This window comes from Nostoc sp. DedQUE02 (assembly GCF_034531035.1).
Classification (GTDB): Bacteria; Cyanobacteriota; Cyanobacteriia; order Cyanobacteriales; family Nostocaceae; genus Nostoc.
The window spans coordinates 89,274-115,990 of sequence record NZ_JAVRBY020000001.1; the positions used below are offsets into that span (position 1 = coordinate 89,274).

22 protein-coding genes, 2 tRNA genes and 2 pseudogenes are annotated in these 26,717 nt (G+C 40.9%); 15 read left to right on the top strand and 11 right to left on the bottom strand.

What is annotated here, in order from left to right; genetic code table 11:
• Positions 1-561 precede the first annotated feature (561 nt).
• The 4 genes and pseudogenes from RMX98_RS00380 to RMX98_RS00395 all read left to right on the top strand — a co-directional run bounded on the left by RMX98_RS00380 (position 562) and on the right by RMX98_RS00395 (position 6,619).
• The gene (locus tag RMX98_RS00380) at positions 562-4,548 is read left to right on the top strand and encodes a magnesium chelatase subunit H (protein WP_322679102.1); all 3,987 of its coding nucleotides are present in this window, start codon (positions 562-564) and stop codon (positions 4,546-4,548) included.
• Between the two features lie 107 nt (positions 4,549-4,655).
• Positions 4,656-5,075, top strand: a pseudogene (locus RMX98_RS00385) (XisH family protein).
• Positions 5,063-5,398 carry a XisI protein gene (locus RMX98_RS00390; RefSeq protein WP_322679103.1) on the top strand — a complete coding sequence of 112 codons (336 nt, stop codon included), beginning with the start codon at positions 5,063-5,065 and terminating at the stop codon, positions 5,396-5,398. The pseudogene RMX98_RS00385 and the gene RMX98_RS00390 overlap by 13 nt, the downstream one beginning before the upstream one ends.
• A 264-nt stretch (positions 5,399-5,662) precedes the next feature.
• Positions 5,663-6,619, top strand: a complete 957-nt coding sequence (locus RMX98_RS00395) for an MrcB family domain-containing protein (protein ID WP_322679104.1) — start codon at positions 5,663-5,665, stop codon at positions 6,617-6,619.
• Here RMX98_RS00395 and RMX98_RS00400 read toward each other — a convergent pair whose 3' ends face one another.
• Positions 6,620-6,904, bottom strand: coding sequence for a hypothetical protein (locus RMX98_RS00400; RefSeq protein ID WP_322679105.1), 285 nt, complete (start codon positions 6,902-6,904; stop codon positions 6,620-6,622).
• A gap of 3 nt (positions 6,905-6,907) precedes the next feature.
• On the opposite strand from RMX98_RS00400, the gene RMX98_RS00405 reads away from it, so the two are divergent.
• The 3 genes and pseudogenes from RMX98_RS00405 to RMX98_RS00415 form a co-directional block, all read left to right on the top strand.
• The gene (locus RMX98_RS00405; protein ID WP_322679106.1) at positions 6,908-7,093 is read left to right on the top strand and encodes a hypothetical protein; all 186 of its coding nucleotides are present in this window, start codon (positions 6,908-6,910) and stop codon (positions 7,091-7,093) included.
• Positions 7,090-7,308, top strand: a complete 219-nt coding sequence (locus tag RMX98_RS00410) for a hypothetical protein (protein ID WP_322679107.1) — start codon at positions 7,090-7,092, stop codon at positions 7,306-7,308. Before RMX98_RS00405 ends, RMX98_RS00410 begins: the two co-directional genes overlap by 4 nt.
• 61 nt (positions 7,309-7,369) lie before the next feature.
• A pseudogene (locus tag RMX98_RS00415) lies at positions 7,370-7,621 on the top strand (MazF family transcriptional regulator); the annotation flags it as partial.
• Positions 7,622-7,873: 252 nt separating this feature from the next.
• On the opposite strand, the gene RMX98_RS00420 reads toward RMX98_RS00415, so the two are convergent.
• Together RMX98_RS00420 and RMX98_RS00425 are read right to left on the bottom strand one after the other, a co-directional pair.
• A complete protein-coding gene (locus RMX98_RS00420) occupies positions 7,874-8,293 on the bottom strand; it encodes a type II toxin-antitoxin system VapC family toxin (RefSeq protein WP_322679108.1) in 420 nt (139 codons plus the stop codon).
• Positions 8,284-8,547, bottom strand: coding sequence for a hypothetical protein (locus RMX98_RS00425; protein WP_322679109.1), 264 nt, complete (start codon positions 8,545-8,547; stop codon positions 8,284-8,286). The genes RMX98_RS00420 and RMX98_RS00425 overlap by 10 nt, the downstream gene beginning before the upstream one ends.
• Before the next feature lie 283 nt (positions 8,548-8,830).
• Here RMX98_RS00425 and RMX98_RS00430 point away from each other — a divergent pair, with 283 nt between their 5' ends.
• A complete protein-coding gene (locus RMX98_RS00430; RefSeq protein ID WP_322679110.1) occupies positions 8,831-9,406 on the top strand; it encodes a Uma2 family endonuclease in 576 nt (191 codons plus the stop codon).
• Between the two features lie 80 nt (positions 9,407-9,486).
• A complete protein-coding gene (locus tag RMX98_RS00435) occupies positions 9,487-9,660 on the top strand; it encodes a hypothetical protein (protein ID WP_322679111.1) in 174 nt (57 codons plus the stop codon).
• A 236-nt stretch (positions 9,661-9,896) separates the two neighbouring features.
• Here the strand turns inward: RMX98_RS00435 and RMX98_RS00440 are convergent, their stop codons facing one another.
• The 5 genes from RMX98_RS00440 to RMX98_RS00460 all read right to left on the bottom strand — a co-directional run bounded on the left by RMX98_RS00440 (position 9,897) and on the right by RMX98_RS00460 (position 13,479).
• Positions 9,897-10,283, bottom strand: a complete 387-nt coding sequence (locus RMX98_RS00440) for a hypothetical protein (protein ID WP_322679112.1) — start codon at positions 10,281-10,283, stop codon at positions 9,897-9,899.
• Between the two features lie 265 nt (positions 10,284-10,548).
• Positions 10,549-10,621, bottom strand: a tRNA-Phe gene (locus tag RMX98_RS00445).
• A gap of 74 nt (positions 10,622-10,695) precedes the next feature.
• A complete protein-coding gene (locus RMX98_RS00450; protein WP_322679113.1) occupies positions 10,696-11,577 on the bottom strand; it encodes a metal ABC transporter permease in 882 nt (293 codons plus the stop codon).
• 33 nt (positions 11,578-11,610) lie between these two features.
• On the bottom strand, positions 11,611-12,387 hold the full coding sequence (locus tag RMX98_RS00455; RefSeq protein WP_322679114.1) for a metal ABC transporter ATP-binding protein: 777 nt from the start codon (positions 12,385-12,387) through the stop codon (positions 11,611-11,613).
• Positions 12,388-12,537: 150 nt separating this feature from the next.
• On the bottom strand, positions 12,538-13,479 hold the full coding sequence (locus RMX98_RS00460) for a metal ABC transporter substrate-binding protein (RefSeq protein WP_409881013.1): 942 nt from the start codon (positions 13,477-13,479) through the stop codon (positions 12,538-12,540).
• 407 nt (positions 13,480-13,886) lie between these two features.
• Between RMX98_RS00460 and RMX98_RS00465 the strand changes: the two genes are divergently transcribed.
• Complete coding sequence (locus RMX98_RS00465) at positions 13,887-15,491, top strand: iron uptake porin (protein WP_322679116.1); 1,605 nt, start codon at positions 13,887-13,889, stop codon at positions 15,489-15,491.
• 889 nt (positions 15,492-16,380) lie between these two features.
• On the opposite strand, the gene murA is transcribed toward RMX98_RS00465, so the two are convergent.
• Positions 16,381-17,748 (bottom strand): UDP-N-acetylglucosamine 1-carboxyvinyltransferase, encoded by a 1,368-nt coding sequence (gene murA, locus RMX98_RS00470; RefSeq protein WP_322679304.1) that lies wholly within the window; start codon positions 17,746-17,748, stop codon positions 16,381-16,383.
• 410 nt (positions 17,749-18,158) lie between these two features.
• Between murA and RMX98_RS00475 the strand changes: the two genes are divergently transcribed.
• Both RMX98_RS00475 and RMX98_RS00480 read left to right on the top strand, forming a co-directional pair.
• Positions 18,159-18,240, top strand: a tRNA-Leu gene (locus tag RMX98_RS00475).
• Between the two features lie 87 nt (positions 18,241-18,327).
• Entirely contained in the window at positions 18,328-19,110 is a 783-nt protein-coding gene (locus tag RMX98_RS00480; protein WP_322679117.1) for an RNA methyltransferase, read from the top strand.
• A gap of 20 nt (positions 19,111-19,130) precedes the next feature.
• On the opposite strand, the gene RMX98_RS00485 is transcribed toward RMX98_RS00480, so the two are convergent.
• A complete protein-coding gene (locus RMX98_RS00485; protein WP_322679118.1) occupies positions 19,131-19,490 on the bottom strand; it encodes a hypothetical protein in 360 nt (119 codons plus the stop codon).
• 259 nt (positions 19,491-19,749) lie between these two features.
• Here RMX98_RS00485 and RMX98_RS00490 point away from each other — a divergent pair, with 259 nt between their 5' ends.
• On the top strand, positions 19,750-21,420 hold the full coding sequence (locus RMX98_RS00490) for an ABC transporter ATP-binding protein (RefSeq protein ID WP_322679119.1): 1,671 nt from the start codon (positions 19,750-19,752) through the stop codon (positions 21,418-21,420).
• A gap of 364 nt (positions 21,421-21,784) precedes the next feature.
• Here RMX98_RS00490 and RMX98_RS00495 read toward each other — a convergent pair whose 3' ends face one another.
• Positions 21,785-22,723 (bottom strand): hypothetical protein, encoded by a 939-nt coding sequence (locus RMX98_RS00495; protein WP_322679120.1) that lies wholly within the window; start codon positions 22,721-22,723, stop codon positions 21,785-21,787.
• Positions 22,724-23,424: 701 nt separating this feature from the next.
• Between RMX98_RS00495 and RMX98_RS00500 the strand changes: the two genes are divergently transcribed.
• Together RMX98_RS00500 and RMX98_RS00505 are read left to right on the top strand one after the other, a co-directional pair.
• Positions 23,425-23,928 (top strand): N-acetyltransferase family protein, encoded by a 504-nt coding sequence (locus RMX98_RS00500; protein ID WP_322679121.1) that lies wholly within the window; start codon positions 23,425-23,427, stop codon positions 23,926-23,928.
• A gap of 487 nt (positions 23,929-24,415) precedes the next feature.
• On the top strand, positions 24,416-26,665 hold the full coding sequence (locus RMX98_RS00505; RefSeq protein WP_322679122.1) for a DUF1796 family putative cysteine peptidase: 2,250 nt from the start codon (positions 24,416-24,418) through the stop codon (positions 26,663-26,665).
• The last annotated feature ends 52 nt before the right edge of the window (positions 26,666-26,717 follow it).

Genomic DNA, 26,717 nt, shown 5'->3' on the forward strand with positions numbered 1-26,717 from the left:
AGCAAAATCTCTCTCTATTCGCGCCCTTTCGCGTTGTACAGGTTATGTAGCCGCCAGTGCAATGATGAAAGCTGTTAGTGTTATTGGTACTAAGAAAATTGCTACAGGAATTGTGAGTAAAGGAGCTTCTAAAACTGAACTGTATTCGTTGATAATTTCTTAATTTAACCCGAAAGAAACCCTGTATTTCTGGCATTTAGTATAAATTGCAACTACATAATTGAAGTCTGTCTATGCTGACTAAAAAATATTTATTCAGCATAGACAAGTTTTGTTTTACAACTGGAGTAAATTGCTAAATAGTTATTTAACTATTAGCTCACTAATGTGTAACATAAAGTTTACATATAAGTGAGTTAATACTTTTAGATAAAGTCAACAATTACAAAGAAATATTTCGTTTTTTATATCGAATTGTGTCATATAGAGGATAAAATGCCTACTGGGCAAGCGTTTTCTGATAAAAAACAAATATTGCCTGAAAAATCACAAGTTACCTGTGGCTGATGATGCCGCTAGGAACTTCCTTCAGAGAACACGCATCAAAGGAGCCGAAGAAGCATGTTCACACACGTCAAGTCCACCATTAGACACATTGCGCCTGATAACTTACGCGGACGTAGTTTAATCAAGGTGGTCTATGTCGTGCTTGAGTCCCAGTACCAAAGCGCATTGTCGCAAGCGGTTCGCACGATTAACGCGAACAATCCTAACTTGGCGATTGAAATTAGCGGGTACTTGATTGAGGAACTCCGCGACCCAGAGAATTACGAAGAGTTCAAACGAGAAATAGAGAGTGCGAATATCTTCATCGCTTCCCTCATTTTCATCGAAGACCTAGCACAAAAAGTAGTAGCGGCAGTAGAACCACACCGCGATCGCCTGGACGTTTCCGTTGTCTTTCCCTCGATGCCAGAGGTAATGCGCCTGAGTAAAATGGGCAGCTTTTCCTTGGCACAGTTGGGTCAATCAAAAAGTGCGATCGCCCAATTCATGCGGAAACGCAAAGAAAAATCCGGTGCGGGATTCCAAGATGGGATGCTGAAGCTTTTGCGAACCCTGCCGCAAGTCCTGAAGTTTTTACCTATGGACAAGGCACAGGATGCCCGAAATTTCATGCTCAGTTTTCAGTATTGGCTAGGTGGTTCTCCAGAAAACCTGGAAAACTTCTTGCTGATGCTAGCTGATAAATATGTATTTAAAGGTTTAGAAAAACAGAATTTTGCACCTTCTACATACGAACAGCCGGTGGTTTATCCCGATCTAGGGATTTGGCATCCTTTGGCTCCCAATATGTTTGAAGATGTCAGAGAGTACCTCAATTGGTATACAGCTCGTAAAGATATTTCTAGCGATCTAAAAGATCCTCTAGCTCCTTGTGTCGGGTTAGTATTGCAACGCACCCACCTAGTTACAGGCGATGATGCCCATTATGTAGCGATGGTGCAGGAGTTGGAAGCACTAGGCGCACGGGTATTACCTGTGTTTGCGGGTGGTTTGGATTTCTCCAAGCCTGTGGATGCTTACTTTTATGAACCGACTACTAACGTACAGTTGGTAGATGCAGTGATATCGCTGACTGGTTTTGCTTTAGTGGGTGGGCCAGCCAGACAAGACCATCCCAAAGCAATTGAGTCACTCAAACGCTTAAACCGTCCTTATATGGTGGCGCTACCCTTAGTATTCCAAACCACAGAAGAGTGGATGGATAGCGATTTAGGGTTACATCCAATTCAAGTAGCTTTACAAATTGCAATTCCTGAATTGGATGGAGCAATTGAGCCGATTATATTATCGGGTAGAGATGGAGCCACAGGGAAAGCGATCGCACTGCGCGATCGGGTGGAAGCGGTAGCCGAACGCGCCTTAAAATGGGCAAATCTGCGCCGCAAACCGAAGCTGGATAAAAAAGTCGCTATCACCGTTTTCAGTTTCCCGCCAGATAAAGGCAACGTCGGAACCGCAGCGTACTTGGATGTATTCGGTTCCATCTACGAGGTAATGAAAGCCCTCAAAAATAACGGCTACGACTTACCAGAATTGCCAGAATCAGCCGAAGCGTTGATGCAAGAAGTCATCCATGACGCTCAAGCGCAGTACAACAGCCCAGAACTGAACGTTGCTTACAAAATGTCGGTTCCTGAGTATGAGGCGCTGACTCCCTACTCGCAACGCCTAGAGGAGAACTGGGGGCCACCTCCCGGACACCTTAACAGCGACGGGCAAAACTTACTGATTTATGGTAAACAATTCGGTAACGTCTTCATCGGCGTCCAACCCACATTTGGTTACGAAGGCGACCCGATGCGGCTGTTATTCTCCCGTTCAGCTAGTCCTCACCACGGTTTTGCTGCTTACTACACTTACTTAGAGCAAGTTTGGAAAGCTGATGCTGTACTGCACTTTGGTACACACGGTTCCTTGGAATTCATGCCAGGTAAACAGATGGGGATGTCTGGTGATTGTTATCCAGATAACTTGATTGGCTCAATTCCCAACCTGTATTACTACGCAGCGAATAATCCAAGTGAGGCGACAATTGCCAAACGTCGGAGTTATGCCGAAACAATTTCTTACTTGACACCGCCGGCAGAAAATGCTGGTTTGTATAAAGGTTTGAAGGAACTCAGCGAGTTAATTGCTTCCTACCAAACCTTAAAAGATAGCGGACGCGGTGTTTCCATTGTCAACAGCATCATGGATAAATGCCGGATCGTGAATCTGGATAAGGATATTGACCTGCCAGAAACCGATGCCAGAGATATGAGTGCCGAAGAGCGCGATAATATTGTTGGCAACGTCTACCGCAAGTTGATGGAAATCGAGTCTCGGTTGTTGCCTTGTGGTTTGCACGTCATTGGGAAACCGCCAAGTGCAGAAGAAGCGATCGCAACTTTGGTCAACATTGCCAGTCTAGATCGTCAAGAAGAAGGACTTCAAGGCTTACCGGGAATTATTGCTAATAGCATTGGGCGTAACATTGACGATATTTACCAAAATAGCGATCGGGGCATTTTAGAAGATGTCCAGTTATTGCAAGATATCACCTTAGCAACCCGTGCAGCAGTTACCGCCCTTGTCCAAGAGCAAATCGACGCAGAAGGACGAGTTTCTTTAGTTTCCCGGTTGAATTTCTTCAACATGGGTAAAAAAGAACCTTGGGTAGAAGCATTGCATAAACTAGGCTATCCCAAAGTTGACACCGCCACACTCAAACCCCTATTTGAGTATTTGGAATTCTGCCTCCAACAAGTTTGTGCAGACAACGAACTCGGAGCATTACTCAAAGGTTTAGAAGGTGAGTACGTCCTACCCGGCCCTGGTGGCGACCCCATCCGCAACCCGGATGTATTGCCCACGGGTAAGAATATCCATGCACTCGATCCACAATCCATCCCAACAACAGCAGCAGTTCAATCAGCAAAAATCGTTGTAGACAGGCTTTTGGCACGTAACAAGGCAGAAAATGAAGGAAAATGGCCAGAAACCATCGCCTGCGTCCTTTGGGGAACCGATAACATCAAAACTTACGGTGAATCCCTAGCGCAAATTATGTGGATGGTGGGCGTGCGTCCAGTTCCCGATGCTTTGGGACGGGTGAACAAGTTGGAATTGATATCTTTAGAAGAGTTGGGAAGACCCAGAATTGATGTAGTAATCAACTGTTCTGGTGTATTCCGCGACTTGTTCATCAACCAAATGAACCTGTTAGACCAAGGCGTGAAAATGGCAGCTGAGGCGGATGAACCTTTAGAAATGAACTTTGTTCGCAAACACGCTTTGCAGCAAGCCGAAGAAATGGGGATTAATCTGCGTCAAGCCGCGACTCGCGTTTTCTCCAACGCTTCCGGTTCCTACTCGTCAAATATCAACTTGGCGGTAGAAAACAGCACTTGGGATAGCGAAGCCGAGTTACAGGAAATGTATCTCAACCGGAAATCTTTCTCCTTCAATTCCGATAACCCCGGAATCATGGACGAATCCCGACAGATTTTTGAAAGTACATTGAAAACTGCTGATGCAACTTTCCAAAATCTGGATTCTTCCGAGATTAGTTTAACGGATGTTTCCCACTACTTCGATTCAGATCCTACAAAGCTGGTGGCAAATCTGCGGGGTGATGGTAAAAAACCAGCATCTTATATTGCAGATACAACCACAGCTAACGCTCAAGTGCGGACATTAACAGAAACCGTGCGTTTGGATGCGCGTACCAAATTATTAAATCCCAAGTGGTACGAGGGGATGCTGAATCACGGTTATGAAGGTGTGCGCGAACTCTCCAAGCGATTGGTAAATACAATGGGTTGGAGTGCAACAGCCGGCGCTGTAGATAACTGGATTTACGAGGATACTAACGAAACCTTCATCAAAGATGAAGAAATGCAGAAACGGTTGCTGAACCTTAATCCTCATTCTTTCCGCAAGGTTGTATCAACTTTATTGGAAGTGAATGGACGCGGTTATTGGGAGACTAGCGAGGATAATTTAGATCGTCTACGCGAGTTGTACCAAGAAGTTGAAGACCGGATTGAAGGGATAGAATAACAACCAAAATAGAGGCGTTTTCTAGAACGTCTCTATTCTGCCAACCATTTTTACAGATTACAAAAAATGCGCCTAAATGAAAATAATAAATATAATTAGGGGTATGTATGTCTGCTAAAGATGTTTTTCATGAAGTTGTCAAAACAGCTTTACAGAAAGACGGTTGGCAAATTACTAACGATCCACTCACAATTAGCGTGGGTGGAGTTAATCTTTCTATTGATTTAGCCGCCCAAAAGCTGATTGCAGCAGAACGTGAATGACAAAAAATTGCGGTCGAAGTCAAAAGTTTTTTAGAGAGGTCGTCTGCTATTTCAGAATTTCATACAGCATTAGGACAGTTTATTAATTATAGAGGTGCATTACGACGGCGGCAACCGGAGCGTGTTTTGTATTTAGCAGTACCTTTAACAACTTACAAAACATTTTTTCAACTTGATTTCCCTAAAGAGATGATAGCAGAAAATCAAGTAAAAATGCTTATCTATGATGTAGAGCAAGAGGTGATTTTCCAATGGATAAATTAACTCGATATCGTCAGCTTGTACAACAGATATTACAGAAATATAGTGAGCAAAAACCAGCTTACGGAAATATAGAAGTTGAAACAATTTTTGATACAGAACGTAACCATTATCAAATAGTTCATGTGGGTTGGGAAGGCCAAGACTGGGTACATAGTTGTATCATCCATATTGATATTAAGGGTGGAAAAATTTGGCTTCAGTGGAATGGTACAGAAGATGACATCGCAGCTAATTTGGTAGCTGCGGGAGTTCCCAAGGAAGACATTGTGTTAGGTTTTCAGTCTCCTTTTATGAGACAGTTTACAGAATATGCAGTGAATTAAGAGATGTTTTGAAAATCTCCAAGCATAATTTTAATGAATTTTAACCCCCATTCTTTCCGCAAGATTGTATCAGCTTTGTTAGAAGTGAATGGACGCGGTTATTGAGAGACTAGCGAGGATAATTTAGATCGTCTGTGCGAGTTATACTAAAAAGTTGAAGACCGGATTGAAGGGATATAATAGTATAAATTAGTTAGACAAAACGTCTACCTTAATATTTAAGTTTAAATTGATAAAGTTTACGCTCTAATTGAATAAATAGAAATGCTCAAACAAACTATTGAAAAATTATTATATGAATATCCAATAGTCAACAAGGAAAAATTTAAAAATCATGATTTTCCAAGATATTTAAAGAATGATGTTCCAACCTTGTTAGATAGTTCTCTAAACCTTCCTGAAATATACAGTATACAAGCTTCAGCAGGAAATGGAGCATGGGCAAATATTCCTTGGATAGCTGTTTTTAATAAGTTGGTCACAGAAAGTGTGAGATTTGGATTTTTCCTTGTCTATTTATTTCAGGCAGATTGTTCTGGTGTTTATCTATCTTTGAATCAAGGTACAGCATCTCTAAAAAAGAATTATGGACTTGGAGGTGCAAAAGATATATTACGAGAAAGAGCAAAAATTTTTAGAAAAATTATATCGAATGACATAATTATTAAATATTTAGGAAATATTGATCTTAAGCTTGAAGCAATTCCTAAAGAAACTACCGCTCGAAGATTAGGTCAAGCATACCATGCCGGTAATATACTAGCTGCTTATTATCCAAAAAGTAGTTTGCCAGACTCAGATAAACTAACCCATGATTTGTTATTGTTTATCGAAATTTATGAACAATTGATAGAAAACCAACTTTTGGATACTCAGGATAATGAATTAGATTCTGAAGAAGTTTGGTTTGAGGATTTAACAAAGTATAAAATTCATAGAAGAGTAGAAAGAAATCAAGCTTTATGTAATAAAGCTAAAGAAATACATGGATATATATGCAAAGCTTGTGGTTTTGATTTTGAGATTAAATATGGGGATATAGGTAAGAATTACATAGAAGCTCATCATATAGTACCGATTGCAACTTTAGAAAAAACGAAAGTTCAGCTAAACCCTTCAACTGACTTTACTGTTTTATGTTCTAATTGTCACCGTATAATACACAGAATAAAACCTACACCAACATTAGAAGAGTTTAAAAATATAATCAGAATTGATTAGTCAAAGCAGAAATTGAATTAGACTGTCCAACTCTTGAACCAAAACTGCACTTAATGTCTGCCTAATTGATAGTATCAAGTGTGATTGCACTAACTTTTTTACAACAGACGATCGCTTTATATTTGAGGTTTTCTGTAAGGCAATCGCCTGCAATGCCATCATACAATCAGCGATCGCTTTATATTTGAGGTTTTCTGCAAAGCGATCGCACACTCTTACACAACAGACGATCGCATTATATTTGAGGTTTTCTGCAAGGCGATCGCCTGCAATGCCATCATACAATCAGTGATCGCATTATTTTTGAGGTTTTCTGTAAAGCGATCGCACACTCTTACACAACAGACGATCGCTTTGTTTTTGAGGTTTTTTGCAAGGCGATCGCTCACCCTTCCACAACAGGCGATCGCTTTTGAAGTTTTCTACAAGGCGATCGCTCCTTATAAACTATCGAAGCATAAAATTAAAGCATGACTATTGATAAAACAGATATGCTAAAAACGCTTTGGGCTACTGTTCGGGAAGGAAAAATCGAATTGTTGGAGTCAGAGGAATTACCGGAAGGGACAAGAGTGTTAGTGACGCTGCTTCCTGATGATGAAACTGAATTTTGGCTTCAAACCAGTCAAACATCACTCTTATCAGTTTGGGATAACACTGAGGATGATGTCTATGCCCAACTACTCTAAAAATGACATCATTTTGGTTCAGTATCCCTTTTCAGATTTGTCCAGTTAAAAAGTTAGACCTGCTGTTGTGGTAAGTGCGCCACACATTTCTCAAGACATCTTAATCACACCCTTGACGAGTAAAACTGGAGCATTGCTAGAAGGTGAGTTTGTCTTGTCTGAATGGTCAGCAGCAGGGCTAAACGTGGCTACAGCAGTCAAGAGAGGTTTATACACAGTGCATAAAAGCTTAATTGTAAAAGTGATCGGCAAGTTAGCTGATGCTGATGCTGAACTTTTAGAGCAATCTTTGCGGTATTGGTTGGGGTTGTGATAGGAGTCAGCAAAACTTCACAAAATTGATAATTGAATGCCTAAACAAGGCGATCGCACTTCATAAGCCACAACAGGCGATGTCTAACGACAAGCCGCTAGGCGTTTACGCTTTGTATTGAGGTTTTCTGTAAAGCGATCGCCTGCAATGCCATCATAGAATCAGTGATCGCTTTGTTTTTGAGGTTTTCTGCAAGGCGATCGCTCACCCTTCTACAACAGGCGATCGCTCTTTTGTTAACTATTATTTTCTTTAAGGCAAAATTTCAAAGCTATCGCAATGCTTAGGTCGAAATAATCTAAAGTCTCGCTGATCTAAAGTAAATATTTTTTTAATACCATAGCGTTCAGCTATAGCCATAACGCTTGCATCTACAAAATCAATCCGACTATCTGCATACTCATTCAAGATTTCCGCCACACGAATTACATCTTGATCTGTTAAAGCTACTAAACTAAATCGACTCGCAGATAGTCCTTGCAAAAAAGCTACAACTATAGCTACACCTGCATTACGTCCTACCAAATAAGCTAATTCTGCCAATACTGTTTGTGGTAACAGAATTTGTTTTTGTTGTGTATATACTATTGCAGCAATACTGTGCATTGCATCCGAACGGTTCAACAATGCTACAACAAAACCCGTATCTGCTACTGCTAAGGTTATTTCCACGTCCAACCAGATTTTTCAGTAATCTCTTGTTGGAGAATATCTTCTGAGTTTGTAGCTAAATCAGGTGTTCCTTCAAATAAGCCAATTAATGGGTCAGACGCAGCATTATCAACTGTTTCTAGTAATTGCGTTTTTAGATATAGCCTAACAGCTTCACTGACTATTGATTCAGGAGATTGCCCTCGCTGACTAGCCAGATTTATGACTTTCTCTAGTAAAGTCTCTTCCAGTTTCCAGTTAAATGTAGAGTCCACCAGATAACTTCTCTCTTTTTAGTAACAAAAGATATTTTAACAAATATGAGTTTGATGCTCACTATTATACTTTTTTGTATTTAAGTTAAATATGCACAGCGATACCTACGGTAAGCTACGCTAACGCATTCACTCTTCCACAACAAGCGATGTCTAACGACAAGCCGCTACGCGTTTACGCCTTGTTTTTAAGGTTTTCTGTAAGGCGATTGCACTTACTCTTCCACAACAGCGATCGCTTCTATATTAAATTTTATGAGAATATTCAAGTTGAAATTTTTCTATGGATGCGTTAACTATCAACTTTGCTCCTGTTCTTCAAATAACAGATGAGCAATTCTTCCAGTTATGTCAGATAAATGAATTAATCAGATGTGAGCGTAATGCTGATGGCACATTGCTACTAATGCCTTTAGTCGGAGGTTTAACCAGCAACCGCAATGCTAATTTAACTGCTCAACTTGGAGTGTGGAATCGTGATGAGTCACTAGGTATAGCCTTTGGTTCTTCGGTTGGGTTTATTTTACCAAATGGGGCAGTTCGTTCTCCTAACGCTTCTTGGTTAAAATGTGACAGATGGAATTCTCTCACACAAGAGCAAAAAGAAAATTTTCCGCCTGTATGTCCTGATTTTGTAGTAGAATTGCGCCCTGATACTGATTGTTTAATAAGGCTACAAAATAAAATGCAAGAGTACCGAGATAACGGTGCTAGATTAGGTTGGTTAATTGATTTAGAAACTCGGCAAGTAGAAATTTATCGTTCTGGTAGAGACGTTGAACTACTGCAATCTCCTGCTAGTTTATCAGGAGAAGATGTGCTACCGGAATTTATGCTTAATCTTAAAGATATCTGGTGAATTGATTAAAATACTAAATGTGATCGCTGTGTTTTTGAGGTTTTTTGCAAGGCTTCGCACTCACTCTTCCACAACAGGCGATGTCTAACGACAAGCAACTATGCGTCTACGCCTTATTTTGGAGGTTTTCTGCAAGGCGATCGCTTACCTTTCCACAACAGGCGATGCCTTCTCTACCAGACGTTACGCGAACGGCTGGCTTATCTACGAGAGGCTACGCCAACGCCTACGCTCTTTTGGGCATCCAAGCATAAAATCAAAACATGACTGTTCATAAAACATTCAAGTTTAAATTTTTCTATGGATGCGTTATGTGACAAATCTTTTCGGAGAGTGACAGAAGCTGTTTACGGACGTGATCGCTTCCGTTATGGATGGAAGAAACAAGTAAAATCCTCTTGCCTTCTGCTTCCTGCCTTGTTTCTTGAAAGAAGGATAGGAAAAGATGAGGGAGTAATCAAAGCAACATCTCCCCCATTTTTACTCTGGCTTAATCTGAAGATTCTCCATCTCTGCGCCCAAGTTCATAAATGCCAGCACCCATACAGGCTAATATACCTGTACTAATTCCCCAACTCTCGCCTAAACTAATTTCCAGACCCCAGTTACATAAAGTGCCAACTATCAAAAAAGGCACAATGCTAAACAGTGAGGCGTAGAAAGCGTTTTGGGATTCTCTGGCTTTACGAGTCTTTTCAAATTCTGACTGGCTGGTGTAAAGCGATCGCTCGGCAAAGTTAAACCAGCGATTAAGTTGCTCGATTACCCATTCATTGACTTTGGAAAAACCTAGATATAGCGCCAATGACCACAAACTCGCTCCAGCGATCGCGATCGTGTCTAACTCAAAACGGAAAGGTAAAATTTCAGTCAGCATTGCTTAGGTGAGTCCTGCAAAGGGTTAACTTTAGCTGTCAGTAGATGCTAAATAAACCTCTTGTGCAATTTTAAGCATAAAAGCTGACAAGATTTCAACTACTTAACAACTTCCCGCTTTTTAGCTTGTTTACACCCATTCTCTATCTAAAGGTATCAAAAAATATCCCAGATTTAGTCCAAGCTACAACAGTTTTTCTATATCAGCTAATACCTAAAAACCACAACCCCCTTGAAATCATTAGGTTTCAAGGGGTTTAAGATAATGCCAGGAACCGGACTTGAACCGGTGACACGAGGATTTTCAGTCCTCTGCTCTACCAACTGAGCTATCCCGGCTGGGGCTTTTGTGAGCCACGATTAATCAATGTAGCAAAGATAAAAGAATATAGCAAGTCTTTGGAGAAAAATAGTTATGCAGCTTTCAAACTGAACTTAAACCAGACGAAAACGGCTACAAATAGGAGAAACTGGACAAGAACAATACTTGGCCCAGAAGCTAGGTTGAAAATACCTGAGACAATGATGCCAGCAATGCTGCTGATGGAACCAACTATTACCGACATGACTAGAAAGCGGCTAAAGTGGTGACTCATCAGTTTGGCGGTGGAGGCGGGAATGACCAAAAAGGCATTGACTAATAAAACGCCAACAGCTTTAATCGCGACAGCAACGGCGAGTGAAAGCAAGACCACAAAAGCGTAGCGATACAATTGAACGGGAACGCCTTGAACTTGGGCAACATCAGGGTTAAGGGTCAATAAAATTTGCTGTCGGAGAGTTGATAGTAAAAATATACTACCTCCCAGAAGTACTAGCAGCGTCAAAATCAAATCTGTAGTATCGATCGCTAGAATATCCCCGAACAGTACAGCCATCAAGTTGCCACGATATCCTTTAATTAGGCTTGTGAGAATTAAACCGATCGCTAATGCCCCAGATAGCACTATGCTAAGTACGCTATCGCTTGCTAAGTCGGTTTTGTCGATAAAGTAAAGGACAATAACCCCAAAAATTAAGGTAAAAGGTAACAACATCCAAGTAGGATTTATTTGTAGTAGCACCCCTAACGCCACACCTACTAATGCTGCATGACCAACTGCGTGGCTGAAAAAGGATAACTGGCGCAAGGTGACAAAACTACCCAACATCCCGCCAAGTATTCCCATCAAGGCAGCACCCATAAACGCACGCTGTATCGAAGCAAGTTGTAACAACTCTAGCAAGTCATTACTACTAGCGATCGCAAGCCAAGTTATCTGACAATCATTGAAGAAATTTATAATTACTGACATAATTCATTCTTTAATTACGAATTACGAATTCTTTTAATGTTGATGCTGGTAGCGGCTAAAACCTGGGCCATAGGTTGCTAATAGGTTTTGCGGTGAAAGGGCAATTTCTGGCTTACCAGTACAGACAATGCTTTGGTTCAGGCAAAGCACGCGATCGCAATGGCGATTTACCATATCAATATCGTGAGAAACTTGTAATACTGTCCAACCCTCTTCTCGCTTTAATTCATTTAGCAAAGCATAAAAATCTGCTGCACCTTGTACATCAACACCAGCAAAGGCTTCATCTAGTACCAAGAGTTTCCGAGGCATTACCAAACAATAAGCCAATAAAACCCGCTTCAGTTGACCGCCGCTAAGAGTCCCAATAGCTTGATGCTGTAAATGATAAGCATCAGTTCGCCGTAAAGCTTCTGTTACTGCTGCCGATTTTTCTCGGTCTTGTCTCCACAATTTAGAGAAAAATGAATTCTTTCTTTTATCTTCCTTAGTCCATCCCAGTCCCACCAATTCGCTGACAGAAATAGGAAAGCTGCGGTCAAAAATGAAGTTTTGCGGCATATAGCCCAACGTGTGGCGTAAATGTCCCAATCTGGCAATTGGACGACCCAAAATTTTAATCGTACCAGCACTTCGAGGTATCAAATCTAAAACTGCTTTTACCAGGGTACTTTTACCAGCACCATTGGGCCCGACGATGGCTGTATCTGTTCCTGGCAATAATTCAAAGGAAACATCTCGAACAGCTAGATAGCTGCCTTGATAAACAGTTAATTTTTCTACTTTCAAAATAGGAATGTTATTGGTCATTGGTCACTTGTACTGAGCGTAGTCGAAGTATTAGTCATTGGTCATTGGTCACTTGTACTGAGCGACTTGCCTTGAGCGGAGTCGAAAGGAGTCGAAGTATTGGTCATTGGTCATTTGTAAAGAACAAAAGAGAAATGATTAATGACAAATTTATTTACATGCAGTTTCTAAAGTTTGCAAATTAGCTTTCATAGCCTTAAAGTAATGCTGCGGATCTGTTTCGCCATTTTCCAGAGAATCCAGAGTACGCAAATTTAATTTCAAGTCTTTGGAGAGGCTCGTTAGAAGTTTATTATCTACTCCTGGCTCACTAAATAAAGCTTTAACTTTGTACTGTTTTACGGCATTAATTGCATTTTGTACATCCGTTGGAGAAAGCTGGTCTTCGGGAATTTCTACCACAGCTACTTGCTTGAGGTTATAGCGTTTAGCTAAATATGGAAACGCATCATGAAAGGTAATAAAGGTGCAACTGGAATTTTTTTGCAAAGTCTGCTTAAATTCGCTGTTTAAACTTTCTAATTCTTTAATATAAGCTGTAGCATTTGCTTTGTAAGTAGCTTTGTTAGCGGGATCGGCTGCAATTAATCCATCCCGAATATTTGTTACCTGTTGTTTTGCCAAAACTGGATCTAACCAAACGTGAGGATTACCTTGGGCATGATTATGGTCTTTTTCATCTTGAGTCGTTTTCACAACAGGTGAGATTTCATTTAAGGGTTTAATACCAATACTTGCATCAATTTCAGTTAATTTGGGATTTTGGGCATTTTTCACAGTACCTTCCAGAAATTCCTCCAAACCTAAACCATTTTTTACTAACACATTGGCAGTAGCGATCGCTTTAACATTTCCTGGTGTCGCTTGGTATTCATGTACCTCCGTACCAGGTGGTACTAGAATTTCTACATCTGCAACATCCCCAGCTACTGCCTTAGTAAACAAATATATCGGCAAAAATGTCGCTACTACTTTAGTTTTTCCCGGCTGTGTCTGTGGGGTAGAAGCAGCTTCTTGTGCTTGCGGCAACTGTTCGGAAGTTCTTCCCTGATTTGGATTCGATTGGCTACAACCAGCAGTCATCGACAATATTAGCAGAGCAATTATGGGCAAGATGCCGCTTCTTTGCCCACCTGTTCTAATTTCTCTGCAATTCACAATCACGATATTTCTCCTCAAAACGGATGCTTGTTCTACCTCTGTCATCATCGCTATTGACAATGGGAAGTATTCTAAACTTTATACTATAATAATTCTCATTCTCATTGTCAGTACATAATATCATTCTGGGTTTGCTGTGTAATGAATAACAACAAAACTTTTTCAGACGGTACAGCCCTCTGCAATTTAGTTTTCCCTCAATAATCAGGATTTATTGACTTTTTTTGTTAAAAAGGTTGCTTACTTCTGATAAGATTGCTGACAAATATTCTCATAAAATACCCGTCAAAAAAACGTGGTTTGGGTGTGAATAGGAGATAAGTGTGAGTGAGGAGAAAATGAAAAGATTCTGTAAATATCTGCTAGTTAGTCCAGCAGTCTGCGGTGTAATGCTGTTTGTGAATACTGCTACATTTGCAGGTGAAACTTCTGGCATGTCTGAAATCAATCAAGTGCAAGTTTTAGCTAATCCAGACGCAAAAGAGCAGACAAGAGCGCAAGTTACCTCTGTGTCTCAATTTTCTGATGTACAACCCACTGACTGGGCATTTCAAGCATTACAATCCTTAGTTGAACGCTATGGCTGTATTGCAGGATACCCAAATAGCACTTATCGCGGTAATCGGGCATTAACGCGATATGAGTTTGCTGCTGGTTTGAATGCTTGTCTTGATCGCGTTAACGAACTTATTGCTACAGCCACTGGCGATTTGGTGAACAAACAAGATTTAGCCACCTTACAAAAGTTGCAAGAAGATTTTTCCGCCGAACTGGCGACACTCCGAGGTCGTGTAGATGCAGTAGAAGCGCGAACTGCTGAATTGGAGGCGAATCAGTTCTCAACTACAACTAAATTGCAAGGACAAGTTGTTGCAGTTGTTAGCGATGTCTTGTCAGGAAATACAGTCAATGGTGCAGAAATTACAGATAAGAATACAACTTTAGGGTTACGGGCGCGGATAGAATTAGTGACCAGTTTCACAGGGAAAGATACGCTGTTCACCAGAATCCAGGCTAATAATATTCTCGGCCCTAATATTGGTACGCCAGAGGGCAACTTATTTTTTACTGGCGAGGATGGTACTACTAATGCAGCCATAGATGCCTTGTATTACAAATTCCCTCTGGGCGAAAAAACAGAGGTTGTTGCTATTGCTAATGCAGGTGCAGCAGACGATCTTACAAGTACTGTCAATCTCTTTGATGGTGATGGCGCTTTTGGAGCTTTGTCCACCTTTGGTACACGTAACCCAATTTATAACCAAATAAATGGCGCGGGGTTGGGAGTAACGCACGAGTTCAATGATAAATTGGCACTAAGTCTAGGGTATTTGAGTGGAACAGCTAATGACCCTACACCCAATAATGGTTTGTTCAATGGTTCTTACGGTGCGTTGGCACAGTTGACAGTTAAACCAAGCGATCGCATTTCTATCGGTTTTACTTACATCAATTCCTACAACCAACCACTACTCACAGGTAGCAATGCAGCAACTTTCCAGAATATAGCAGGTATCCAGGGTTTACCAGAAGAGGAAGTAGGGTTTTCCAGTAATTCTTATGGTGTCCAGGCATCGATTGGCATCACTGATAACATAGTCTTGGGTGGTTGGGCTGGATACACCAACAGTCAAAGTTTGAGAGGAACCCGTGGAGACGTTGATATTTGGAACTATGCCGTTACTCTGGGCTTCCCAGACCTCGGTAAAAAAGGTAATTTAGCAGGAATCATTGCTGGTGTGGAGCCGAAAGTAACAAGCTCTAACATCGCAGGATTGCCTAGCGATCCTGACACATCCTATCATCTTGAGGCGTTCTATCAGTATAAGCTCAGTGACAATATCACCATTACTCCAGGAGTCATCTGGTTAACATCTCCAGACCACAATAACAACAATGATGATGTTGTGATTGGTGCATTGAGAACCACATTCAGCTTCTAATTTTTAAAATTTTAAAAGAAGATGCAAAGGGTAACTTTGCGTCTTTTCTTTTATGTGGTCTTAAAAATAAACCTCAGTATTTTTGCTAGGTTTGATATTTCAAAACCCTATAGCAATCCCAATACTGCTCGGGTTTTGGATTTTAAACTGGAATTTGGTTTTGGGAAAAGGTTAAAGGTTTTTTCTTTCCCCTTTCCCATTCCCCTTTTCCCGTTAACCGACAAGTATTGATAGCGATCCTTATCTGGTGCAATAGGTTGTAGGGACAGGAAAATGAAAATATTTAGTAGATTTAACGCATACGAAACAGAGAAATTGCGGAAATTACTTAAAAATCTCCCTTTTGAGCATTCTTAGTTAGAGGCTTGAAGTGACTAAACACAAATGTTCAAGCTGTTTGTAGTGAGTTATATCATGTCCGCTTAATCACTTATTAAACGCGAAGAACCCTACCCCGCCAAAGCTGTGCTTTGTCTCCCCTCCTGAAGAGCGGGGAGGGGTTGGGGGTGGGGTGCAATGACTATGGGAATCGTAACTAATTATGCGGACATGATATTATCGGACAACCAACGTATAAGTACTTTAAATACAAAAAGACCAGCCTCCCACAGCTGGTCTAGAAAATTTTTTACGTTGTCTTCTCAAGAGAGTTAAAACCCAATTGCGCGTTCCCAAAATGCAACGGGCAACTTTTCTTAACAATATTGTAACAGCCAACACAGATTTTTCCTGAATATTCATCAAAAAAAGATATTAGCAAAGCTTAAAAGCTTCTATCTATGAGGATAATTCAGCAGATCGCAGGATATAGATAGGGAAGAGTAGGAAGAAAATTTTACCTTGTCTTCCTAATTTCCCTTTTCTTTGCGTCAGTCTCAACCGATCAATTTCAACTTGACAGGCTACTAATGCTGGGAAGGATTTCTGCATCTGTTGATGTTTCGCCTACGCGAAGGATTTTAGCCCCCAATTGCTGCAATTTCACATCGAGTCGATCATAGCCGCGATCGAGGTGCTGTAAGCCCTGAATTGTGGTTTGTCCTTCTGCTGCCAGTCCTGCTATGACTAGGGCTGCCGATGCTCGTAAGTCTGTACCTAATACTGGTGCGCCAGACAATTTTGGTACTCCCCGAACGAAAGCAGCATTGCCTTTGACACGAATATCTGCCCCCAAGCGATTCAACTCTGAGGCATGACGCAAGCGATTTTCAAAGACGGATTCGTTAATTACGCTGTCGCCTTCTGCCAATGTCAGCAAAGCCATGAATGGCGCTTGCATATCTGTGGGAAAACCTGGATGGTATTGAGTTTCAATATCCGTTGCCTTGAGGGTTTCTGCTGGCAGAATATGTAAGTGTTCAGGCTTGTCCTCAATTATGGTTACTCCAATATCCCGCAGCTTGGCAATCACTGGTATGAGATGTTCTGGAGCCACTGGCGAGAGGATCAGTTCTGAGCGGGTAATTGCTGCTGCTAGCAAAAACGTCCCGGCCTCAATGCGATCGGGAATAATGCTGTAGTCAACAGAATGCAACTTGGGGACTCCTTCGATAATAATCCTGCTAGTCCCCGCGCCCTTAATCTTAGCTCCCATCGCGTTACAGAAGTTAGCTAGATCGACTACTTCCGGTTCTCTGGCAGCATTTTCGATGATCGTTTCCCCCTCTGCTAGGGTAGCCGCCATCATCAAGTTTTCTGTCGCTCCCACGCTGGCAATGTCTAAGTAAATCTTCGCACCTTTTAATCTCCGGCTGCTGCCAGGGACGTAGGCATTACAAATGCCATGCTCAATTTGTACTTCTGCTCCCATTGCTTGCAGTCCTCGCACATGCAAGTCAACCGGTCTTGCCCCAATAGCACAACCACCTGGTAAGGGCATCTGTGCTACTCCCAGTCTTGCCAAAATGGCTCCAATGGCGAAAAAACTCGCTCTCAACTGGGTAACTAGTTCGTAGGGAGCTTTTGATGTTTTAATCTCGCTGGCGTTGATGTCTAAAATATCGCCTTGCCGGGTTAATTGTACACCCAAAGCCGATAACACCTGACCCATCCGCTCTACGTCCGCTAATAAGGGGACATTGCGGATACGACAATCACCCGGACACAGCAAGGCTCCAGCCATTATTACTAATGCTGCATTTTTTGCCCCGCTAATTTTCACATGACCTCGCAAAGGATGCCCGCCCCAAATTTGCAAAACTGAGGAGTCTGCTTCTGGAGTAAATTTGGCATCTGTTAAGCTGGTAGAAGGATTAATAAGCCTACCTCCAAAAGTAATACGTATTTTATATGTTTGAAGTTGGTTTTGATTCTACAGTAAAGATTCAAAATGTCCACGTTTTAGAGCAGCGTCTTGCATAAAAAAATGACTTTTTAGATGAAAATTAGAGCTTGAAAACAATTCATAGCAAGGCTTTTGAGCTTTTAAAAAATTTAATAAAAAATAAATAATGATTAGTAGTTTTAAGCAAAATTAAATACTCAGTAAAATAACTTAAGTATTCTCTAAAAATTAATGCTGTGCTGTTGAGTTAATATTTTGATTCGACCTAATCCCCTGAAAAACTTGTTTCCAATCTGAGCCTTTTAAACGAGAGGTTATGTTTTCACTTGACAAAGGTGAAAGATAACGCAATAATAGGAAATTGTCGATAAGCATAAGTGCTAGCGGAACTGGCGGAATTGGCAGACGCGCTAGATTCAGGTTCTAGTGCCGCAAGGCTTCCGGGTTCAAGTCCCGGGTTCCGCATATTATCTAGGTTAGAAGTGAAGAGTTATGAGTTAAAAGAAAACTAAATTAACTCCTAACTCTTAATTCCTAACTTTTAGCTTTTTGATGTTAACCAGTTTACAAAATTCCTTAGTTAAGCAAATCCGCAAACTCCACTCCAATAAGGAGCGGCACAAGCAGCAATTATTTTTACTGGAAGGAACACACCTCTTAGAAGAAGCTTGTGCGGTGAATTACCCGCTAGAAACAGTGTGTTGTACTCCAGATTGGCAAGCAGATCACGCTTCGCTGTGGGATGAAGCTTGTAGGCGATGCGATCGCGCCGAAATTGTCAGTAAAGAAGTCTTGGATGCGATCGCTACCACAGTCCAACCCGATGGTGTGGTGGCAACGGCAAAACGAAGGGAACGCCAAACTCAAGTACCATTGACTGGTTTAGTGCTAGCTTTAGAAACTGTACAAGATCCCGGCAACTTGGGTACAATGATCCGCACTGCCGCAGCCGCCGGAGCATCGGGGTTGTGGCTAAGTGGAGATAGTGTAGATTTAGACAGCCCTAAAGTTCTACGTGCTTCCGCAGGGCAATGGTTTCGCCTAGCAGCAGCCGTAACCGAAGATTTAAAAGCGACAGTTCAACAAAGTCAGCAGGCAGGAATGCAGGTAGTGGCAACCTTACCCAGTGCGACTTTAACTTATTGGGAAGTGGACTGGCGAAAACCCAGTATAATTTTATTGGGAAATGAAGGCGCTGGATTATCAGCAGATTTAGCAGCGATCGCAGACCAACAAGTAAGAATTCCTTTGAGTCCTGGGGTGGAATCTTTAAATGTGGCGATCGCAGCCGCTTTAATGTTGTACGAAGCTCAACGGCAACTAATTTGTCAGTAATAAATTTTAACTTTTTACCCCTATTTGGTTTTTGTTATTTCTTCGAGATATTGTTCAATATCAGCAACTGCGTCCTCAAGAGCTGCTAAATCAATATCTGTCAAGTCTTGATCGAGTTCGATTTCAGTGAAATTACTAGTATGCAGTTGGGGGATTTCTTCCTCAGTCAAACTTTCCTGTAAGATATCCTCTAACTGTTCGAGGGATTCTTGAAACACTTGATCGGCAGCGAGGCGCTGTTCTGGCTGATTTTGCTCCATAATATTAACTTGAAAATTCTGATTTCCTGACTTAATTTTGATTCTAGTTGCTAAAGGTGGGAATTTTGCACTTGTAACATCATAGTTGTGTGCTGTATCAACTTTAGCAGTGGTTATCAAGAATATCGATAGCTGTCTTGAATTAAGAGGAGCCAGAATTCCGAATTCAGAATTGCTTATACTCTACCGATAAAGGGATAGAGTAATAAGCAAGGAAAAAGATTCAGCTCCACTATCACCCAGTCGTACAGAATGTATTCTAAATTCTGACTCCTGAGTTCTGAATTCTTCTTCATAAAACAGGTCTAATACTTAATTTGATAGACTATCTTAAATTTGAAACTATAAAAATTGGTAGCTCAGGGCTAATAACTAAACTATGAGTGAAGCCTTATTCTGTATCGAAAATCTGCGAGTTGCCTATCCTCAACGGAGTGGAGAAGAAGCAAGCTGGGCGGTTGATGATGTATCTTTCACCTTGCAACCGGGTGAAAAAATGGGATTGGTGGGAGAGTCGGGTTGTGGTAAGTCAACTATAGGACGGGCAGTAATGCGTTTACTACCAGCCTCTAGTCGGGTTGAGGGACAGGTGACAATTCAAGGACAGTCGGTGTTTAACTTGACACCTAACCAGTTGCGGAAATTTCGGGGAGAGACGATCGCCTTAATTTTTCAAGATCCCATGACACGCCTCGATCCGTTGATGACTATTGGGAAGCATTGTATCGAAACCCTCCAGGCACACTCACCAGAATTATCAACGCGAGAAGCTAAAGAAAAAGCACTTGCTACCTTGGCAAAGGTGAATATTCCACTCAGCCGTTGGAATCAGTATCCTCATGAGTTTAGTGGTGGAATGCGCCAACGGGTAGCGATCGCCTTAGCTTTACTCCTCAACCCGAAATTAATTGTTGCCGATGAACCTACCACCAGTTTAGATGTCACTGTTTCCGCGCAGATATTGCAAGAATTAACTCGCCTGTGCAGTGAAGAAAACATGGGATTGTTGTTGATATCTCATGATTTAGCAATGGTGGCTGAGTATTGCGATCGCATTGGCGTAATGTACAACGGCAAGATGGTCGAAATGGGTTCTACAAGAACCGTATTTAGGCAACCTCAACATGAATACACGCAATCGCTGTTAAAAGCAGCGTTACACATTCAAGCAGTAAATGATAGTGGAGAATTAATAATTGCCAATGAAGGAGAAAAGCAATTACCGATTATTAATCAGCAATCTCCAATTTTGAGTGTTACAGAACTCAAGCAACACTACACCATCGAACCTAACTTTATCGAACGATTATTGAAAACCCAAGCGCAAACAATTAAAGCAGTAGATGGCATCAACCTAGATATTTATTCAGGAGAAATTCTTGGCTTAGTTGGGGAATCAGGTTGTGGTAAAAGTACACTATCACGAACAATTTTGCAACTAATTCGTCCCACTAGTGGCAAAGTTGAGTTTTTAGGACAGGATTTAACTAAACTGTCGCGTCAAGAAATTCGTTCTTCACGACGACAAATACAAATGGTTTTTCAAGATCCTCATGCTTGTCTGAATCCAGCGATGACAGTGGGACAAAGTATTGCCGATCCTTTATTTATCCACAATCTTGCCAATCCTGCTAAGGCAAAAGAACAGGTTTTGTGGATGTTAGAAAAAGTTGGGTTAACGCCGCCAGAAGTGTATTATCAGCGTTATCCATCAGATTTGTCTGGTGGACAACAGCAACGAGTAGCGATCGCTCGTGCTTTGATTACTCACCCTAAACTTTTAATCTGCGATGAACCTGTGAGTATGTTAGATGCAAGTGTACAGTCGCAAGTACTGGATTTGATGTTGCAATTAAAAGAAGAGTTTGAGTTGACTTATCTATTCATCACTCATGATCTTTGGTTAGCTCGATTTTTGTGCGATCGCATTGCCGTGATGAATGGCGGTAAAATTGTCGAACTTGATCTGACAAAAAAGATTTTTGCCAATCCTCAGCACCCTTATACCAAAACCTTACTAGCTGCGGCTCCCTTACTAGCACGCGCTTAACTAAATCAAATCAGGAGTTAGAAGTTTTATAGTGTTTCCTAATCATATATAGCAATCCGATTTGATTTCTGAATTTATTTGCGTAGACAGGCAATAGGCAATAGGCAATAGGCAATGGGCAATAGGCAAGAAACCTCTTTGAGTTGTATTGAATTTTTTCATAAATCAAATATGAGTCCTATAGGACTACGATTTAATTGTTGAAAACATACTTAGACTGAAAAGGCCGTTTGATAAGGGTTTTATCTGAAATCCTGTTTAGACAGATAAGATTCCTATAGCCCCCTCATCGCTTGCGGGGAGGGAGTTGGGGGTGGGGTTGCTGTACCTAACAAGGGCAGATCAATGCTATAAACTCCTAACTTTATTCTCTTCCCTCAAGTAATTTAGTTGTTTCTTGACTCGATCCATATAGCTCAACGTACCTTTTAAACAGCAACGCAGTCTCGTGATTTGAAGCTCTATTTAAAGTGAATAAACGGTCTATGTTTTTATCAGCCAAAGCTCTTAAATACGGCAAATCTTCAAAGAGTGTCAAACAAGAGGCAAAATGCAAGACTAGTTGTAATAATGGCTTTGGCCACTCTAGATCGCTATAAATATCTATAAACAAGTGATGTTCTGAATCATTTAAAGGGAAAGCATGAAATATCACGATTATCCTTTTGTTATTGTAGACGGGAATACTCAGTTCAACAGTATAGGGAGTATGTAATATTAAGTCCACCTCTACAGTCGGTTGCCGCCAAATTCTCAAAGGATTAGCTGGCGAATCTAACATCGTTTGAAATGTAATTTTACCACCAACGTTTGTAGTTTTAAACTGGCTAATATTAAGAATTTTAAGATTATTAAGGCTAAATCTATGAATTGTTTCCAAATGCTTTAAGTTCAAGAGATGATAAATTTGGCAAATATAAGGGAAAGGTAAAATGTACTCCTGGCTAATCATGTGAAGCTTTTTTAATTGAAGCTTGTTAGCTTGAGTACGAGCAAGATATTCTTGATATTGGATGGGGTCTAAATCATTGCTATTAAAACTTTCTTGCGGCTTGAGATATAGCCAACTCACAAAAAAGAAAGAGGCTGTAAATAGCTGAAATATTTCTAGAGGAGATAAATAACCATCTGCAAATGCGGCAATGCTTCTATCAGTGATTCCGAAAAGCCAAGATGGAATACCAAAAAGCCAAATACTACTTTTGATTTGATCTATCAAAAGCGCTATTTCAACAATATTGGGAATATTATTATTTTGATTGGCAGGAAATTTATCATTATTTTTTAAACAATTAATAGACATACTACTTTGGCTTAATATTAATCCATTGATATTTATATCAATTGTAAAGAATAGTATATGATAGTAACCTCTGTCTTTAGCTATATAATGTATTATTTGTATTTATTAATACAAATACAAAAAGTCTATTAATAGCAATAAATACAATTTATTATTAGATAGACTTCTACAATTTATCTGTAGAGATATAGATACAATTACCTATAAGTTTTGCTGTTAATGCATTTGAGAAGGTTTTATTTGATAATAAGTTTAAACTTAAAACGTTAATCAACTATTTTGCTTATTGAATCAAAGAACTTAAATTATCTCAAATTGACCAAATCAGTACATAAACATTCAGAGAGAAAAGTTTATTTTTACTGACATGATAAAATTATCTATTTCTCTAGGATGAATACTGAATGATGCGTTAGGAATAAAAATTTAGACTTTAAAACTAAAGAGTTATAAAGTTTCTTTGTTACATAAAATACAGTAGGTAGGGCGTTGGGATTTTACTGTAGTTATAGGAAGCGTGATGTCTCTCGTAGTGGCGCATCGCATACTTGCTAGTAGAGATAGAGATTATCTCATGTAAGGTACGAAGCCCTGACCAGGCAAAGTATCTATGACAATTACAATAGAAGCCGTAGAATTGCTACTGTTAACACTGTATTATTTTTGAATATTTTCTGAAGATTTTTTCCGAGACGGTATAAATGACTATTCGCCATGCGACTGAAACTGACTTACCTGCAATTGTGGCAATTTATAATGCTGCGATTCCTAGCCGCATGGCAACTGCTGACTTAGAACCAGTATCTGTGGAAAGTCGCCTTGCTTGGTTTAAGGGGCGATCGCCTTCGCAACGACCACTTTGGGTAATTGAAGTAGAAGGAATAATTGCCGGATGGCTTAGTTTTCAATCATTTTATGGGCGACCCGCCTATAGTAAGACTGCCGAAATTAGTATTTACATAGCCCCTAGCTTTCATCGGTGTGGTTTGGGACGACAACTATTAACACAAGCAATTAACGAAAGTCCTAGTTTAGGTATAAAGAGCCTAGTATGTTTCATTTTTGCCCACAATCAACCCAGTTTAAAACTCTTTGAAACATTTGGTTTTCAACGCTGGGGACATTTGCCTAAAATTGCCGAACTTGATACCGTTGAACGAGACTTGGTGATCATGGGACTGCGAATTAGTAAACCTGATGTTTAAAGCGATCGCAAATTATCGTAAGTATTTAAGTAAACTAGATTCCTGATAGGCAATAGGCAATAGGGAATGGGGAAGAAGGCTTCCTAGTTGTATTGAGCTTTTTCAAAAATCAAATATCAGTCTTGTATTAACCTTCAGTGTTGGTTAACTCGAATAGATAGCAATTACTACAAGATGTTTAAGTATTTTTACCCTATATAAAGGAAAAACTTAACTTAATCTTATCCTTTTTTTGATTTGTTCTTAGTTGTACTAAAACTTTTAATACAATATATTCTATTTGATTAGTATTAAATTTTCTATAAAAATCCGACTTAATTATTGAAAAGTCTGACTGCTGTAGCTTTCGGTGATGTAAATCAGAAATTCAGTATACTTAACAAGATTCATACCAGATTATTAAGAGTTCTATGTGATATTCTCAAAACAGGTTTAAGGATTCAGCCTGACTGTTTGGTATCGTACTCACTAAAACAGGATAAACTCTATGTATCGATTCCAGATCAGTGCATACACGCAAATGGGTGAATCCATCTGTCTGGTCGGTTCTACTCCAGAGTTGGGATTGTGGGACATCAGAAAATGTGTCTACCTGCGTACAAATGGCGATCGCTATCCTTTATGGTGGACAGATATAGAAATTGACATTCAGCCGTCTTTAAAGTCAGGCGATGGACAGAGAGTTGAATATAAATACATACGTCTCGATGCAAACGGCAATGCACAATGGGAGAGCTTACTAGATACAAACCGATGGATTCTGATTGAACCTAGCGATCGTGCCAGCACAATTATTATGGATGATGGCGCATTCAGTTATTTACAACCTTATCCATTCGGATACATTCAGGAGTCTGCTGTCAGAATACCCCTGGATGAAGAGTCTGAAGGTTTAAAAATCGTAGTCATTGGCAGTTCCGTTGCATTAGGTCATAAAGCTTGGTTTTTGAAAGGTTGGGTCTGGCTGTTGGCACAGGCTTTACAGCAAAAATATGGGCACAAACTTATAAATGTGTCGGAGGTAGGGGCAAATGTCAGCAGAACGATCGCTCGATTTAACTCAGTTGTCACCCCAGAACAACCAGATATCGTAATTATTGCCTTGTCTCTGGGCAATGAAGGGTTAGCCTACTGTCCCCCTCGCGAACGACGGGCAGTACAGCGACGCTTTGAAAATGGCTTGCAGCAACTGCTGAAAATGACGCGCGACATCGGAGCTATTCCAATTCTGGGCGGTGTCTATCCCAATGGTGATTATTCTCTGGAACATTATTGGCTGCTCCGAGACACACACAACCGGATGCTAAGTTGGGGCGTGGTTGTACTGGATTGGTTGGCAGCTGTGGATGATGGGCAAGGACGATGGAAAGCGGGGATATCCTTTGATCCGGCTCACCCAAATACAATCGGTCATAACCTGATGTATCAGCAGATCGACCAGCACCTCTTCGACATTGACAAAGACGAATTAACGAAAGAAAAACAACGCTTCCAGCAACCGAATGAGTTCACCATCTATTTTGACAATGGGGGCTTTCATGTCTCTGTCTGTATGGAAGAGAAGCGTTTACGGTTTGTTAATTCATCGGAATACAGCTACACGATCGCTCCCTATTGGCAAGAACTACAAACTGCACTGCAAAGTCAGGCTGGATTGATACCAGGTATTTACATTGCGAAGCATACCCAACCAGGGACGCTCCCCTTCTTTGCTGTAGAAGATGGCGCGATCGCAACTACAATAAATATCCCCCCAAATACCGATCTAGAATATAGCCCCGCCTTCAATCTCTTTTTGCCAAACAACGTTTTATTCTATGACGGGCATCTGGGGATTTTGCAAGCGGATGAACGCCACCTCTGGATAATCAACGAATCAGATAACGAGTACAACATTCAGCCGATGTGGACGGAGGTTTGCAACGCCCTTAAAGCCATGCCATCGGGTGTCTATGAAGATCCACTTTATCCCGATGCCCCCTTTCGCACGATGATGATTGGTAAAAATGGGCTAGAAAGCCGGGTGAAAGCACCAGCTAAGTCTGCGGTGTTGTTCCAATACAAATGTGAGTTATCGGATATCAGCCGTGTGGCAATTCTTCCCCTTGGCGATCGCTGTGCCGTCCGCATGATGCTATATAAGATGGAGTATGACGGCCCCGCCTTTCCCTTTGATTTAACGCGCACCACCAATATTGCAGATGTTGCAGATGCGATCGAACACGGTTTTGATGATATGTGGAACCCTGCTTTTCTGCACTACAGCCCTGATGCAGGTAGAATATACCACGGTAAGTGGTCGGGTTTATCCTTTGCCCATGAAGTCGAGGAGACAGACGACCCAACGAACGATATGTTTCCCGTCCATGAACGAATGCGGGTTCGTTACACAGCACGCGCTGAAAGGTTTTGGTACGTATTGCAGCATTGCGACAAGGTGCTTTTTATTCGCACAGGAATTAGCGATCGCGGTGGTGTGATCGATTTAGTCAACAAGCTACAAAAACAATGCCAGGGAAAGCCATTTCATCTCTTGCTTCTTTCTCCCCAAAGCGGTGATGAGTTTTTAGACCTTTCCAATGTGCTGCATTACAATGTCGAGTTTAATCCCGATCGCATGTATGACGATTTGGGACACTGGATGTACTGCACAGAAGTGATGCGAGGAATTCTGGAATCCCTTGGGGTGTCTAGCAAAAATCTTTTTTGGTGTCCACCCAAAATACCGAAGGGGTGAAAAATTAGTGAGGTGCGATCCGCTCAAACCCTTTAACTTACTGCTGGCTAGC

Bases quoted from the DNA above. Each gene is read 5' to 3' on its own strand.
- RMX98_RS00380 (WP_322679102.1), top strand. From the start codon at position 562: ATGTTCACACACGTCAAGTCCACCATTAGACACATTGCGCCTGATAAC.
- RMX98_RS00390 (WP_322679103.1), top strand. From the start codon at position 5,063: ATGGATAAATTAACTCGATATCGTCAGCTTGTACAACAGATATTACAG.
- RMX98_RS00395 (WP_322679104.1), top strand. From the start codon at position 5,663: ATGCTCAAACAAACTATTGAAAAATTATTATATGAATATCCAATAGTC.
- RMX98_RS00410 (WP_322679107.1), top strand. From the start codon at position 7,090: ATGACTATTGATAAAACAGATATGCTAAAAACGCTTTGGGCTACTGTT.
- RMX98_RS00430 (WP_322679110.1), top strand. From the start codon at position 8,831: ATGGATGCGTTAACTATCAACTTTGCTCCTGTTCTTCAAATAACAGAT.
- RMX98_RS00435 (WP_322679111.1), top strand. From the start codon at position 9,487: ATGTCTAACGACAAGCAACTATGCGTCTACGCCTTATTTTGGAGGTTT.
- RMX98_RS00440 (WP_322679112.1), bottom strand. From the start codon at position 10,283: ATGCTGACTGAAATTTTACCTTTCCGTTTTGAGTTAGACACGATCGCG.
- RMX98_RS00450 (WP_322679113.1), bottom strand. From the start codon at position 11,577: ATGTCAGTAATTATAAATTTCTTCAATGATTGTCAGATAACTTGGCTT.
- RMX98_RS00455 (WP_322679114.1), bottom strand. From the start codon at position 12,387: ATGACCAATAACATTCCTATTTTGAAAGTAGAAAAATTAACTGTTTAT.
- RMX98_RS00465 (WP_322679116.1), top strand. From the start codon at position 13,887: ATGAAAAGATTCTGTAAATATCTGCTAGTTAGTCCAGCAGTCTGCGGT.
- RMX98_RS00480 (WP_322679117.1), top strand. From the start codon at position 18,328: ATGTTAACCAGTTTACAAAATTCCTTAGTTAAGCAAATCCGCAAACTC.
- RMX98_RS00490 (WP_322679119.1), top strand. From the start codon at position 19,750: ATGAGTGAAGCCTTATTCTGTATCGAAAATCTGCGAGTTGCCTATCCT.
- RMX98_RS00495 (WP_322679120.1), bottom strand. From the start codon at position 22,723: ATGTCTATTAATTGTTTAAAAAATAATGATAAATTTCCTGCCAATCAA.
- RMX98_RS00500 (WP_322679121.1), top strand. From the start codon at position 23,425: ATGACTATTCGCCATGCGACTGAAACTGACTTACCTGCAATTGTGGCA.
- RMX98_RS00505 (WP_322679122.1), top strand. From the start codon at position 24,416: ATGTATCGATTCCAGATCAGTGCATACACGCAAATGGGTGAATCCATC.